This is a genomic window from Streptomyces sp. NPDC048606 (assembly GCF_040650855.1).
In the GTDB taxonomy this organism is placed as follows: Bacteria; Actinomycetota; Actinomycetes; order Streptomycetales; family Streptomycetaceae; genus Streptomyces.
In genome coordinates, this window is record NZ_JBEZIB010000016.1 from 134619 (window position 1) to 146982 (window position 12364).

At 73.3% G+C, this 12364-nt stretch carries 14 protein-coding genes; 3 read left to right on the plus strand and 11 right to left on the minus strand.

Translation table 11 applies throughout. The features are described from left to right. Nucleotides 1-150 precede the first annotated feature (150 nt). The gene (locus AB0D01_RS19225) at nucleotides 151-624 is read right to left on the minus strand and encodes a YidB family protein (protein ID WP_363056678.1); all 474 of its coding nucleotides are present in this window, start codon (nucleotides 622-624) and stop codon (nucleotides 151-153) included. A 138-nt stretch (nucleotides 625-762) separates the two neighbouring features. Between AB0D01_RS19225 and AB0D01_RS19230 the strand changes: the two genes are divergently transcribed. The 3 genes from AB0D01_RS19230 to AB0D01_RS19240 all read left to right on the plus strand — a co-directional run bounded on the left by AB0D01_RS19230 (nucleotide 763) and on the right by AB0D01_RS19240 (nucleotide 2386). Further along, nucleotides 763-1104, plus strand: coding sequence for a DUF952 domain-containing protein (locus AB0D01_RS19230; RefSeq protein ID WP_363056680.1), 342 nt, complete (start codon nucleotides 763-765; stop codon nucleotides 1102-1104). Nucleotides 1105-1185: 81 nt separating this feature from the next. After that, the gene (locus AB0D01_RS19235; RefSeq protein ID WP_363056682.1) at nucleotides 1186-1671 is read left to right on the plus strand and encodes a Rieske (2Fe-2S) protein; all 486 of its coding nucleotides are present in this window, start codon (nucleotides 1186-1188) and stop codon (nucleotides 1669-1671) included. A 28-nt stretch (nucleotides 1672-1699) separates the two neighbouring features. Then, nucleotides 1700-2386, plus strand: a complete 687-nt coding sequence (locus AB0D01_RS19240) for a nucleotidyltransferase domain-containing protein (RefSeq protein ID WP_363056684.1) — start codon at nucleotides 1700-1702, stop codon at nucleotides 2384-2386. Between the two features lie 12 nt (nucleotides 2387-2398). Here AB0D01_RS19240 and AB0D01_RS19245 read toward each other — a convergent pair whose 3' ends face one another. The 10 genes from AB0D01_RS19245 to ald form a co-directional block, all read right to left on the minus strand. Continuing rightward, on the minus strand, nucleotides 2399-3424 hold the full coding sequence (locus AB0D01_RS19245) for an ADP-ribosylglycohydrolase family protein (RefSeq protein ID WP_363056686.1): 1026 nt from the start codon (nucleotides 3422-3424) through the stop codon (nucleotides 2399-2401). After that, complete coding sequence (locus AB0D01_RS19250; RefSeq protein ID WP_363056688.1) at nucleotides 3421-4230, minus strand: NUDIX hydrolase; 810 nt, start codon at nucleotides 4228-4230, stop codon at nucleotides 3421-3423. Before AB0D01_RS19250 ends, AB0D01_RS19245 begins: the two co-directional genes overlap by 4 nt. Further along, a complete protein-coding gene (locus AB0D01_RS19255) occupies nucleotides 4194-5291 on the minus strand; it encodes an AAA family ATPase (protein ID WP_363056690.1) in 1098 nt (365 codons plus the stop codon). Before AB0D01_RS19255 ends, AB0D01_RS19250 begins: the two co-directional genes overlap by 37 nt. Next, nucleotides 5288-5899 (minus strand): nicotinamide riboside transporter PnuC, encoded by a 612-nt coding sequence (gene pnuC, locus AB0D01_RS19260; protein ID WP_363056692.1) that lies wholly within the window; start codon nucleotides 5897-5899, stop codon nucleotides 5288-5290. Before pnuC ends, AB0D01_RS19255 begins: the two co-directional genes overlap by 4 nt. Before the next feature lie 121 nt (nucleotides 5900-6020). Further along, nucleotides 6021-7289 (minus strand): pseudouridine synthase, encoded by a 1269-nt coding sequence (locus AB0D01_RS19265; protein WP_363056694.1) that lies wholly within the window; start codon nucleotides 7287-7289, stop codon nucleotides 6021-6023. Continuing rightward, complete coding sequence (scpB, locus tag AB0D01_RS19270; protein WP_363056696.1) at nucleotides 7289-7909, minus strand: SMC-Scp complex subunit ScpB; 621 nt, start codon at nucleotides 7907-7909, stop codon at nucleotides 7289-7291. The genes AB0D01_RS19265 and scpB overlap by 1 nt, the downstream gene beginning before the upstream one ends. Beyond that, nucleotides 7906-9051 carry a ScpA family protein gene (locus tag AB0D01_RS19275; RefSeq protein WP_363056698.1) on the minus strand — a complete coding sequence of 382 codons (1146 nt, stop codon included), beginning with the start codon at nucleotides 9049-9051 and terminating at the stop codon, nucleotides 7906-7908. The genes scpB and AB0D01_RS19275 overlap by 4 nt, the downstream gene beginning before the upstream one ends. 167 nt (nucleotides 9052-9218) lie before the next feature. Then, nucleotides 9219-9728, minus strand: a complete 510-nt coding sequence (locus AB0D01_RS19280; protein WP_363056700.1) for a hypothetical protein — start codon at nucleotides 9726-9728, stop codon at nucleotides 9219-9221. Then, the gene (locus tag AB0D01_RS19285; protein ID WP_363056702.1) at nucleotides 9713-10750 is read right to left on the minus strand and encodes a ParA family protein; all 1038 of its coding nucleotides are present in this window, start codon (nucleotides 10748-10750) and stop codon (nucleotides 9713-9715) included. Before AB0D01_RS19285 ends, AB0D01_RS19280 begins: the two co-directional genes overlap by 16 nt. 449 nt (nucleotides 10751-11199) lie before the next feature. Next, the gene (ald, locus tag AB0D01_RS19290) at nucleotides 11200-12315 is read right to left on the minus strand and encodes an alanine dehydrogenase (RefSeq protein WP_363056704.1); all 1116 of its coding nucleotides are present in this window, start codon (nucleotides 12313-12315) and stop codon (nucleotides 11200-11202) included. Nucleotides 12316-12364: the final 49 nt, after the last annotated feature.

Here is a 12364-nt window from a genome sequence, read left to right on the forward strand (position 1 = left end):
CGTCGCCCGGAGGGCGGCCCCGCGGCGTCCGGTGCGTGCTCTCGGCGTGCCGGGCGGAAGTCCGCGTACTGGACGTACTCGGTCTTTCGCCCGGTGCGGCGAGAGCGCGTGCCGGGCGTCGCGGGGCAGACGGGAGTTCGACGACAGGCCCTAGAACTTCTGCTGCCGGATGATGTCCTCCAGCGAGCCCGAGGGCAGTTCGCCCGTGGGGCTCAGCTTGTCCACGGCCCGCGGCAGCGAGTCGGCGATCCGGTCGGCGGCCTCCTGGGGGCTGACGCCCGTCTGCTCCGCCACCTCCCGCAGCGTGGCGTCCGGCAGCGCTCCGGCGATCTGCTCCCCGCTGACGGGCTTGTTCTCGCCGGTGCCGAGCCAGGACTGGGCCTGGTCGGCGAGCCCGGACTTGGTCAGCATGTCCAGCAGTCCGCCGAGCGGGTTGTTCCCGCCGGCCGCCTGGGCTCCGGCCGCCGGGCCGCCGCCCGCCTGGGCGCCGCCGGCGCCGCCCATCAGCGCGCCGAGGAGGGCGCCGAGGATGTTCCCGCCGCCCCCTCCGGCGCCGCCCTGACCGCCGCCCTGGCCGCCGCCGAGGAGGGACCCGAGGAGGGAGCCGAGGTCGTTACCAGCCATGGTGATGCCTTTCGCAGAAGGACCGGGCCCCGCGGGCAGCGGCGTACCCGGCTTCGGGACACGGACAATGTCACCCGGATCCGGACGTACCGCCACTTGGCGCACGGCCCTCCCGGACCGCTGCGGTAGAACGGCGGCATGATCTTCCACATCGTTCCGCTCGCCGACTGGACCGCCGCCCCGGAGCGTCCCTACGCCCCGGCCTCGCTCGTCTCCGAGGGGTTCACGCACTGCTCGGCGGACCGCGCGACCGTGCGCGCCGTCGTCGAGGCCCACTACGCCGCCACCCCGGGCACCCTGCTCGCCGTGGAACTGGACGAGGCGGCGCTGACGGCGGAGGTCCGTCGGGCGGAGGGGACGGACGGCCGCTACCCGCACGTGTACGGGCCGTTGAACCGGGACGCGGTGGTGCGCGTGTGGGAGGTGGTACGCACCCCCGGCGGCCCGACGGACCTGGTCCCGTGGCCGGTCGCGGGGTGACACGGTGTGGCGGGCTTCACCCGGGGCCCGCCACGCGCCAGGATGCTCCTCGCCATCCTGGCGAACAGGCAAGGAGTCTCCATGACCGAGTCGACCCGTACGAGCGATCCCACGCCCACCGCCCGGCGCACGGTGCTGGCGGCGGGGGCGGCGGCCCTGGCGGGCGGCACGCTCGCCGCCTGCGGCGGCGGGGGCGGGGGCGGGCAGTCCCCCTCCGCCGAGTCCGGCGCCGCCACCCCCTCCGCCGCTTCCTCCGCCGGCGCCCCCGCCGGGGCGGCCGAGGCCCTGCTGAAGTCCTCGGCCGTGCCGGTCGGCGGCGGGGTGGTCCTGAAGAAGGAGAAGGTGGTCGTGACCCAGCCGACGGCCGGGGAGTTCCGCGGCTTCAGCGCGGTCTGCACGCACTCCGGTTGCCTGGTCGACAAGGTCGCGGACGGCACCATCGACTGCCCCTGCCACGGCAGCCGCTTCAAGGTGACGGACGGCGCCGTCGTCAAGGGCCCGGCCACCCGCGCGCTGCCCGAGAAGAAGATCACCGTGGCCCCCGACGGCGGGATTTCGCTCGCCTGACCGAAGGCCGGCGGCCTAGGCTCCCGGGATGGACGACCTCACCCTGGTACGGGACCACACGATCTACTCCTGCGTGATGGGATCCCGCGCCTTCGGCCTGGCGACGGAGGCGAGCGACACCGACCGGCGCGGTGTCTACCTCGCCCCCACCCCCCTCTTCTGGCGCTTCGAGAAGCCGCCGACGCACGTGGAGGGGCCCCGGGACGAGGAGTTCTCCTGGGAGCTGGAGCGCTTCTGCGATCTGGCCCTGCGCGCCAATCCGAACATCCTGGAGTGCCTGCACTCCCCCCTGGTGGAACGGACGTCCCCGGTGGGCGAGGAACTCCTGTCGCTGCGCGGGGCGTTCCTCTCCCGCCGAGCCCACGTCAGCTTCGGCCGTTACGCCGCCTCCCAGCACGGCAAGCTCCTCGCGGACGTCCGCCTGCACGGCGGCCCGCGCTGGAAGCACGCCATGCACCTGCTGCGTCTGCTGCGGTCCTGCCGCGACCTGCTGCGCACGGGCCGGCTCACGCTCGACGCGGGGGCCGACCGCGACCGGTTGCTGGCGGTCAGGCGGGGCGAGCTGACGTGGGAGGAGGTCGATGCCTGGATGACCCGCCTCACGGAGGAGGCGGAGGCAGCCCTCGCCGGCTCCCCCCTGCCCGCGGAGCCGGACCGCGCCCGCGTCGAGGACTTCCTCGTACGCACCCGCCGCGCCTCGGCCGACCGCGCGTAGGCCCCGGCGGGTTCAGGCCTCGGCGTCCCACAGGGCGCCGAAGGAGAGGAGTTCCTCGCGGTATTCGATGCGGCCCTCCCAGTCGCGGGGCCAGACGTCGGCGCCGAGGTGGGCGCCCGCGAAGGCGCCGGCGAGGCAGGCGATCGAGTCGGAGTCCCCGGCCGTGCAGGCGGCGCGGCGCAGGGCGAGGAGGGGCTCGTCCGGGAAGAGCAGGAAGCACTGGAGGGCGGTGGCGAGGGCCTCCTCGGCGATCCAGCCCTCGCCCGTCGTCAGGCAGGGGTCGGTCTCCGGGGAGGGGTCGCGCAGGGCCGCGGCGAGCCGGTCGAGGACCCCGAGGCATTCGTCCCAGCCCCGGGCGATGAAGGAGGTCTCGGTGGCGTCACTGGCCGTGCGCTGCCACAGGTCGCCGAGCCAGGCCTCGTGGTAGCGGGTGCGGTTCTCCAGGGCGTACGAGCGCAACTGTCCGACCAGGCCGGTCACCTCGGTGCCCCGGGCCAGCAGGTACACGGCCCGGGCGGTGAGGTCGGAGGCGGCGAGGGCGGTGGGGTGGCCGTGGGTCAGGGCCGCCTGGAGTTGGGCGGCGCCCGCGCGTTCGGTCTCGGTCCAGCCGGGAACGAGGCCGACGGGGACGACCCGCATGTTGGCGCCGCAGCCCTTGGAGCCGATGCGGCTGGCGTCGCGCCAGTCGAGTTCGGGCCGGTTCAGCAGGGAGCACGCCTGGAGGCAGGTGTTGCCGGGGGCGCGGTTGTTCTCCGGGGAGTGGTACCAGTCGACGAACTCCTCGCGGACCGGGCGGGCCAGGCGCAGCGGGGCGATCGGGCCGCGTTCCCCGGCGGTGCGTATGCCGCGTGCGAGGGCGAGGGTCATCTGGGTGTCGTCGGTGACGATCGCCGGGCGCGGCAGCCTCATCTCCCGCCAGGGTCCGGTCTTGGCGAGGATCGAGGGGACGTCGTTGAACTCCGTCGGGAAGCCGAGGGCGTCGCCCAGGGCCAGGCCGATGAGGGCGCCCGTCGCCGGTCGTTTGGCGGTCGTGGTCATCTCGTGGGTCCTTCCGTGGAGCGGGGCGTGCGGAGCGTGGGGCGCAGCAGGGGCGGGTGCAGGGTGGTCGCCGGCCCGGCCCGGTGGAGCGCGGCGGGTTTGCCCCGGCCGCCGGTGAGGCGGGCGGCGCCGGGGACGGCCTCGACGAACCCGGGGGTGGCGAGGACCTTGCGGCGGAAGTTGGGGCGGTCCAGGGCGGTGTCCCAGACGGTCTCGTAGACGGCCTGGAGCTCGCCGAGGGTGAATTCGGGCGGGCAGAAGGCGGTGGCCAGGCAGGTGTACTCCAGCTTGGCGCCGACCCGCTGCCGGGCGTCGGCCAGGATCGTCGCGTGGTCGAAGGCGAGCGGTCCCGTCCCGGCGACGGGCACCCAGCGGGCCCGGTCGGCGTCCCCGCCGCCGTCGCGGGCGGGCTCGGGCATGTCGGGGACGAGTGCGGTGAAGGCGACGGACACCACCCGCATCCGGGGGTCGCGGTCCGGTTCGCTGTAGGTGCGCAGCTGCTCCAGGTGCAGGGAGCCGACGAGTTCGGGCGGCAGGCCGGTCTCCTCGGCCAGTTCGCGGCGGGCCGCGCTCTCGGCGGACTCCCGGGGCAGGACGAAGCCTCCGGGCAGCGCCCAGGCGCCGGCGTACGGGGCCTGGGCGCGCCGGATCAGCAGGACGTGCAGGGCTCCCGCGCGGACGGTGAGGACGGCGAGGTCGACGGTCACCGCGAACGGTGCGAAGGCGGACGGGTCGTAGCCCGGCGGGGGCCCGCTCGCGGGCGCGGCGTTCACCGGCGCTCCGGCAGCGGGGCGGCGAAGTGCCATCCCTCGGCGAGGAGGCCGTCGACGGCCGCGACGGCCGTCTCCAGGCGGGTCCGTCGGTCGCCGGTGAGGACGAGGTGGCGCCGGTCGGTCTCGGCGAGCCGTTCGCGGAACCGTCGGGTCATCCAGGGTCTGAGCCCGGGGGCGTCGCGCAGGCCGTCGTCCTCGAACGGGACGTCGGCGTCGTCGGTCAGCAGGTAGAGGTCGCGGCGGGTCGCTTCGGCGATCTCCTCGACCTCGTGGTGGCGGGTGCCCAGGTAGCGCTCGTGCCAGACGCCGGTGGCGAAGGAGTCGGTGTCGCAGAACAGCACCGGTGAGCCGGTGCGGGCGGCCCGCTCCTCGTCCTCGTCCTGGCGGCGGGCGATCGCGGGGAACTCCGCGGAGGTGAAGGAGACGTCGCTCCAGGAGGCCGTCGGGTCGGCCGCGCGGGCCGCGGCGAGCTTCTCCTCGGAGTGGCGGCGCCCGTATTCGGCGACCCACCCGGTCTTCGCCCAGACGGCGCCCCGGGCGCGGTAGTGGGCGGCGAGGTCGCGCGAGAGGGTGGTGGTGCCGGTGGACTCGGCGCCGAGTACGACGACCCGCCGGGTCAGGGCGGCGCGGACGGCGGGCCCGAGGAACTCCCAGCAGGCGATCGGGTCGGCGCGCACGGCCGTGCCGGACACGGGGAACAGTTCGCGGGCGGGGTCCACGCAGACCTCGGCGGCGCCGAAGCGGCGGGCGAGTTCGCCGCCGTACTCCTCGGAGGTGAAGACGGCGTCGACGCGTCGACCCACGGCCGCCCTGAAGATCTTCATGTGGGCCTCCCAGATCTCGGGGTCGTGGAGGTCGACGGGGACGTCGTCGACCGCGCCGACCACCCGCGCCCCGGGGTGCGCCTCGCGCATCCAGGCGACCCGTTCGGCGAGGGGGACGGACTCCACGGAGGCGGCGCACACCAGCACGGTGAGCCGCTCGCACTGGTCCTGGGCGGTGCGCACCAGGTGGTGGTGGCCGGCGTGCGGCGGGTAGAACTTGCCGAGCACCAGCCCGTGGCCGTGGCGCCGGCCCTGGCCCGGGGCGCTCACGCGGTCACCGCCGGGGCGTCGGTGCGGGCCGCCCCGGCCGGGAGCGTACGCCGCCAGCCGACGAGGCCGGCGACGCACAGGGCGAGGAAGCCGACGTAGAGGACGGCGGTGAGGTGGAGCCCCTTGGAGACGTACAGCGGGATGTAGACGAGGTCGGCGGCGATCCACAGCCACCAGGACTCCAGGAGCTTGCGGCACTGCCCGTAGGTGGCGGTCAGGGAGAGTCCGGTGGTGAGCGCGTCCCAGAAGGGGACGGTGGAGTCGCTGACGCGGTCCAGCAGCAGGGTGAGGGCGGCGACCCCCACCGCCCCCGCCACGAGCAGCCAGGCCCATTCGGTGCGCGTGGTGCGGCGCACCGGCAGGGCTCCGGTGGTTCCCGGTCCACCCCCGTGGGTCCAGGACCACCAGCCGTACGCGGCGAGGGCGATGAAGACGATCTGCAGACCGGCGTCGGCGTACAGGCCGGCCTGGGTGAACAGCACGATGAAGAAGACGTTGTTGGCGATGCCGATCGGCCAGTTCGCGATGTGCTGCCGGGCCACCAGCCAGACGCACACCGCGCCGGTGGCGAAGCCGAGGACCTCGGTCCAGCTCGTACTCCAGCCCATGTGGACCTCCCCGCCCTTTAATAGTCACCCTGACTATAAACATGGGGGCGGGTCCCGGACAAGCGAAAGGCCCGCGACGCCTGTGGCGTCGCGGGCCTTCCCGCTCGATGGGGCCTGGTGACTACAGGCCGACCTCGCGCATGAGCATGCCGACCTCGGTGTTGGTCAGGCGGCGCAGCCAGCCGGACTTCTGGTCACCGAGCTCGATGGGACCGAAGGAGGTGCGCACCAGCTTCTCGACGGGGAAGCCGGCCTCGGCCAGCATCCGGCGCACGATGTGCTTGCGGCCCTCGTGGAGGGTCACCTCGACCAGGTAGTTCTTGCCGACCTGGTCCACGACGCGGAAGTGGTCGGCGCGCGCCCAACCGTCCTCCAGCTCGATGCCGTCCTTCAGGCGCTTGCCGATGTCGCGCGGCAGGGAGCCCGTGATGGCGGCGACGTAGGTCTTCTTCACGCCGTACTTCGGGTGCGTGAGGCGGTGGGCCAGCTCACCGTGGTTGGTGAGGAGGATGATGCCCTCCGTCTCGGTGTCGAGGCGGCCGACGTGGAAGAGGCGGGTCTCGCGGTTGGTGACGTAGTCGCCCAGGCACTGGCGGCCGTCCGGGTCCTCCATGGTGGAGACGACGCCGGCCGGCTTGTTCAGCGCGAAGAACAGGTACGACTGGGTGGCGACGGTCAGACCGTCCACCTTGATCTCGTCCTTGGGCTGCACGCGCTTGCCCTGCGACAGCACGATCTCGCCGTTGACCTCGACCCGGGCCTGCTCGATGAGCTCCTCGCACGCGCGGCGCGAACCCATGCCGGCGCGGGCGAGGACCTTCTGGAGGCGTTCGCCCTCCTCCTCCGCGCCCGGGAAGGTCTTCGGGGTCTTGATCACGGGCTTGTCGGCGTACCGGTCGCGCACGCGCTCCTCGATGCGCGCGTCCAGCTCGCGGGGGCGGGACTGGCCGCTGCGGCTGCCCGGACCGCGGCGCGGGCCGCCGGCGCCGCCGATGCCGGGGGTCTTGGAGGTCTTGGGGCCGCCCTTGGCACCACCGCGCGCGGCCGCGCCGCGGGCGCCGCCACCGCCGGCCTTGGGGCCGCTGCGGCCGCTGCGCTCGCCCTCGGGGCCGACGTCGTACAGACGCTCCTCGGGACGGGGCTTGCGGATGCGCGGCGCCGGACGGTCGCGGTCACGGTCGCGGTCGGAGCCGCCGCCCTGGTAGCCGCCCCCGCCCTGGTAACCCCCGCGGGAGCCGCCGCCGCTGCCGCTGCCGCCGCGGGAACCACCGCCGGAGCCGCCGCGGTAGCCGCCGCCGGAGGAGGAGGCGCCGCGGGAGTTGCCCCGTCCGCCGCCACCGCCGCCGCTGTTCCTGTTGCCGCCACCGTTGCCGTTGCCGCTGCTTCGCATCAAAGTTCCGTCGTCTTGTCGTCGTCTACGTCAGTGTCCGGTGAGTCCGGATCGAACGACGGCACACCTTCTTGCGTCTCGGCTTCGATCGCGTCCGCCTCGGGGAGGAAGGGCGCGAGCTCCGGGAGCTCGTCCAGGCCGCGCAGGCCCATCCGCTCCAGAAAGTAGTTCGTCGTCCTGTACAGGATCGCACCTGTTTCGGGTTCCGTGCCCGCCTCGGCGACCAGACCGCGCTGGAGGAGGGTCCGCACGACCCCGTCGCAGTTGACCCCGCGCACCGCCGAGAGCCGCGATCGGCTCACCGGCTGGCGGTACGCGACGACCGCCAGGGTCTCCAGGGCCGCCTGGGTGAGACGGGCCTGCCGGCCGTCCAGGACGAACGCCTCGACGGCCGCCGCGTACGCGGGGCGGGTGTAGAAGCGCCAGCCGCCGGCGACCTGGCGCAGCTCGAAGCCGCGGCCCTGGGCGGTGTACTCGTCGGCGAGCTCGGCCAGCGCCCCGGCGACCTCGCGCGGGGCGCGTTGCAACACCTGGGCGAGGTGGTCCACCGTCGCCGGTTCGTCGACGACCATCAGGACGGCCTCCAGCGCGCCCTTGAGGGTCGGCTCCCGCGTCGTCATTCGCTCGCCTCCACGACCTGGTCGAACTCGTCGGTGATCTTCGGCATCCCGTCGCCGTCCCCGCCGCTCCAGCGCACGGTGAGCGCCCCCAGCGCCTCCTCCTGGTCCAGGGCCACCGCCCTCTCCCGGTAGAGCTCCAGGAGGGCCAGGAACCGGGCGACGACCGTCAGGGTGTCCGGGGCGTCCTCGACGAGCTCCTCGAAGCGGGCCTCGCCCCGGGCCTTGAGCATCCGTACGACGAAACCGGCCTGCTCCCGCACGCTGACGAGCGGGGCGTGGATGTGGTCGACGTAGACCTGCGGCTTCGCCTTGGGTTGCAGGGCGCGGGCGGCGAGGCGGGCGAAGGCCTCGGGGCCCAGGCCGAGGATCACCTCGGGCAGCAGCGCGGCGTGCGGCGGATCCAGCCCGACGGTGCGGGGGTGACGGCGGCCCTCGTCCTCGGCCCGGGCCTCGAAGATCGCGGCGACCTGCTTGTACGCCCGGTACTGGAGCAGGCGGGCGAAGAGCAGGTCCCGGGCCTCCAGGAGGGCGAGGTCGGCCTCGTCCTCGACCTCGGCGGCGGGCAGCAGCCGGGCGGCCTTCAGGTCGAGGAGGGTGGCGGCGACGACCAGGAACTCGGTGGTCTGGTCGAGGTCCCAGTCGGGGCCCATGGCCCGGATGTGGGCCATGAACTCGTCGGTGACCTTGGACAGGGCCACTTCGGTCACGTCGAGCCGGTGCCGGGAGATGAGCTGGAGCAGGAGGTCGAAGGGGCCCTCGAAGTTGTCCAGCCGCAACGTGAACCGCCCGTCGCCGGAGCCCGGACCAGGGGCTCCCTCCGCGCGCGCCGCCGGGGCTGCGTCCGTCCCCGTCGCCGCCTCCGCCGTCGCCGGCTGCGGCGCGGCCTCCGCGACGGGCGCGGGCGCGGGGGTCGCCTCGGGGTGGGCCACCGGAGCCGCCCCGGGCGTCGTCACCGGTTCCACCGGGGCCGACGGAGCCGCCCCGGGGGCCCCTGTGGCCGCCTGTGGCTCCGGAGCCGCCTCGCGGGTCTCTTCCTCCACCGCCGTGCCCGACGGCCCCACAGGGCCCCGTACCGCCGCTCCCGGGCCGCGCCCCAGGCTCCGGCGGACCGGTCGGGGGGCTGCGTCGTCGTTCGGGGGCATCGGGGTCCAGGGCGGTGCGGGGGCGGCTGCGCGGCCCGTCGGGCCCCGCGGGGCGCCGGCCGGCGCCCGGGACGCAGCCTAGGCCGTGCCTTTCCGATCGGGTCGGACCGGCGGGCCCGACATGATCCGGGGCACGGCCCGCGGGGCGGCCCGCCGATCGGACCGGATCAGCGGCCGCGCAGGCGGCGGACCAGGATGCTCGCGTCGCCCCGGGACTCCAGGTCCGCGAGGACCACCGCGACCGCCTCGCGGACGATGCGGCCCCGGTCGACCGCGAGACCGTGCTCCCCGCGCAGGACGAGCCGGGCGTGTTCGAGGTCCATGAGTTCCTCGGCGGAGACGTAGACCGTGATCTTCTCGTCGTGCCGCTCGCGCCCGCTGGGCCGCCGGTTGGCGCCCCGGCCCTGCCCCTTGGCGGAACGGGGCGCGGTGCCCCCGGCGCCGGTGGCAGAACCTTCCTGCGCCCTGCGCTGCGGGCCCACGCCGGGATCGCCCGACTCCCGGATCCGACCGTCGCCCGTGGTCCTGGCCGTGCCGTCCGCCGGGCCCGCCGCGTGCTCCGCGCCGCCGGCCGGCGCCTCGTCGCCGCCCCGCCGGGGCGAGGACGACTGGAGGGCCGTCCCCCCGGTCGTACGGAACAGTTCGTCGGCTCCGGGCAGACTCACTCGGCGGGACACCGGGCGAGCACCTCCCTGGCCAGCTGGCGGTAGGCGGCGGCACCGACGGAGTTGGAGGCGTACGTGGTGATCGGCTCGCCGGCGACCGTGGTCTCCGGGAAGCGGACCGTGCGCCCGATGACCGTGTGGTAGACGTGGTCGTCGAAGGCCTCGACGACGCGCGCCAGCACCTCGCGGCTGTGCACCGTACGGGAGTCGTACATCGTGGCGAGGATGCCGTCGAGCTCCAACTCCGGGTTGAGCCGCTCCTGCACCTTCTCGATGGTCTCGGTCAGCAGCGCCACGCCGCGCAGGGCGAAGAACTCGCATTCCAGCGGCACGATGACCTTGTGAGCGGCCGTCAGGGCGTTCACGGTCAGCAGGCCCAGCGAGGGCTGACAGTCGATCACGATGTAGTCGTAGTCGGCCATCAGGGGCTTGAGGGCCCGCTGGAGCGTCGACTCGCGCGCGACCTCGCTGACCAACTGCACCTCTGCGGCGGACAGGTCGATGTTGCTCGGCAGCAGGTCCATGTTGGGGACCGCCGTCTTGAGCAGCACCTCGTCGGCCGACATGCCCCGCTCCATGAGCAGGTTGTAGACCGTCAGGTCGAGTTCCATCGGGTTGACCCCGAGGCCCACGGACAGTGCGCCCTGGGGGTCGAAGTCGACGAGCAGCACGCGGCGCCCGTACTCGGCGAGTGCGGCGCCCAGGTTGATGGTCGACGTGGTCTTGCCCACGCCGCCCTTCTGGTTGCACATCGCGATGATCTTCGCCGGACCGTGATCGGTCAGCGGACCCGGGATCGGGAAGTACGGCAGCGGGCGTCCGGTCGGGCCGATCCGCTCACGGCGCTGGCGGGCAGCGTCGGGGGCGAGGGTGGCCGCGTACTCGGGGTCCGGTTCGTACTCCGCGTCCGGGTCGTAGAAGTGCCCTTCGGGCAGGTTTTCGTAGTCGGCGAAACCCGTGGGCGTATCGCCGCTCGGGTCGCCGGCCCTGGAGTTCACGTCTAGGCCGTCCATGCTCTTTTGGGGCGTCGTCATGTGCTGGTGGTTTGCGAAGGTGCGGACTGCGACGGAGCCGACGGCTTCGAGCCCGGCGGGTCCTTGACCTCGCTCAGGCGTCCCTGCTCGACCACCTCCAGGAGCAAATGTCGACTCATTCACAAGTCGTCTTACCTCCTCGGACGTGACCAGGACACTTATCGATAGGTCAGCGTTGCACCATGCCGACGGTTGGCGACTCTATGGCGTGTCACCGTCCAGCGGCAACACAATCCACCGGACCCGGCACGATGTGTCGGCAAGCGAACACCACTCTGTCAAGGGCGTCCGAGCCGTCACCGCGAAGTTTCGCGGGTGTGCGAAAGGGTTAAAGGGTTACGTTCGAGGCGAGTTGAGCCGGGTCGACGGCCGCCCCGCGAACGCGGCCGGCCGGACCTTGCGGGCAAGGTCCGGCCGGATACGTGAGATTGACGTCAATCGTTGACGGTTCAGCCGAGGAGGGTGCTCAGCTCCAGGGTGGCGAGGCCGTGGGCCTCGGCGACCGGACCGTAAACGACCTGGCCGTCATGGGTGTTGAGGCCCAGCGCCAGGGCCGGGTCGCGACGCAGCGCCTCGACCCAGCCGAGGTTCGCGAGCTGCACGATGTAGGGCAGGGTCGCGTTGGTGAGCGCGTAGGTGGAGGTGTTCGGCACCGCGCCCGGCATGTTGGCGACGCAGTAGAAGACCGAGTTGTGGACCTGGAAGGTCGGCTCGGCGTGGGTGGTCGGACGGGAGTCCTCGAAGCAGCCGCCCTGGTCGATCGCAATGTCGACAAGGACACTTCCGGGCTTCATCTTGGCGACGAGCTCGTTGGTGACCAGCTTCGGGGCCTTCGCACCCGGAATCAGCACCGCGCCGATGACGAGGTCGGCCTCGATGACCGCCTTCTCCAGCTCGTAGGCGTTGGAGACGATCGTCTTGATCTTCGTGCCGAAGATCTTGTCGGCCTCGCGGAGCTTGTTGATGTCGCGGTCGAGCAGGGTCACGTGGAAGCCCATGCCGATGGCGATCTGCGCGGCGTTCCAGCCGGAGACGCCGCCGCCGATGACCACGCACTCGCCGGCGTGGGTGCCGGGGACGCCGCCGGGCAGGACGCCGCGGCCGCCGGCCGAGCGCATCAGGTGGTAGGCGCCGACCTGCGGGGCCAGACGGCCCGCGACCTCGGACATCGGGGCGAGCAGCGGCAGCGCGCGGTTGGCGAGCTCGACCGTCTCGTACGCGATGGCGGTGGTGCCGGACTCCAGGAGGGCGTCCGTGCACTCGCGGGAGGCCGCGAGGTGCAGGTAGGTGAAGAGGGTCTGGTCCTTGCGGAGGCGGTGGTACTCCTCCGCGATCGGCTCCTTGACCTTGAGCAGCAGGTCCGCGGTGGCCCAGACCTCGTCGGCGGTGCCGAGGATCTCGGCGCCGGCGGCGACGTACTCGGCGTCCGTGATCGAGGAGCCCACACCGGCGTTCTGCTCGACGAAGACCTGGTGGCCGTTGCGGACCAGCTCATGCACGCCGGCGGGCGTGATGGCGACCCGGAACTCGTTGTTCTTGACCTCGCGGGGGATGCCGACCTTCATCGTCGATCACGGTCCTTGACTCAGGGGGAAAAACGGGGGCACTTCCATA

Bases quoted from the DNA above. Each gene is read 5' to 3' on its own strand.
- AB0D01_RS19225 (WP_363056678.1), bottom strand. From the start codon at position 624: ATGGCTGGTAACGACCTCGGCTCCCTCCTCGGGTCCCTCCTCGGCGGC.
- AB0D01_RS19230 (WP_363056680.1), top strand. From the start codon at position 763: ATGATCTTCCACATCGTTCCGCTCGCCGACTGGACCGCCGCCCCGGAG.
- AB0D01_RS19235 (WP_363056682.1), top strand. From the start codon at position 1,186: ATGACCGAGTCGACCCGTACGAGCGATCCCACGCCCACCGCCCGGCGC.
- AB0D01_RS19240 (WP_363056684.1), top strand. From the start codon at position 1,700: ATGGACGACCTCACCCTGGTACGGGACCACACGATCTACTCCTGCGTG.
- AB0D01_RS19245 (WP_363056686.1), bottom strand. From the start codon at position 3,424: ATGACCACGACCGCCAAACGACCGGCGACGGGCGCCCTCATCGGCCTG.
- AB0D01_RS19250 (WP_363056688.1), bottom strand. From the start codon at position 4,230: ATGGCACTTCGCCGCCCCGCTGCCGGAGCGCCGGTGAACGCCGCGCCC.
- pnuC (WP_363056692.1), bottom strand. From the start codon at position 5,899: ATGGGCTGGAGTACGAGCTGGACCGAGGTCCTCGGCTTCGCCACCGGC.
- AB0D01_RS19265 (WP_363056694.1), bottom strand. From the start codon at position 7,289: ATGCGAAGCAGCGGCAACGGCAACGGTGGCGGCAACAGGAACAGCGGC.
- scpB (WP_363056696.1), bottom strand. From the start codon at position 7,909: ATGACGACGCGGGAGCCGACCCTCAAGGGCGCGCTGGAGGCCGTCCTG.
- AB0D01_RS19275 (WP_363056698.1), bottom strand. From the start codon at position 9,051: ATGCCCCCGAACGACGACGCAGCCCCCCGACCGGTCCGCCGGAGCCTG.
- AB0D01_RS19285 (WP_363056702.1), bottom strand. From the start codon at position 10,750: ATGACGACGCCCCAAAAGAGCATGGACGGCCTAGACGTGAACTCCAGG.
- ald (WP_363056704.1), bottom strand. From the start codon at position 12,315: ATGAAGGTCGGCATCCCCCGCGAGGTCAAGAACAACGAGTTCCGGGTC.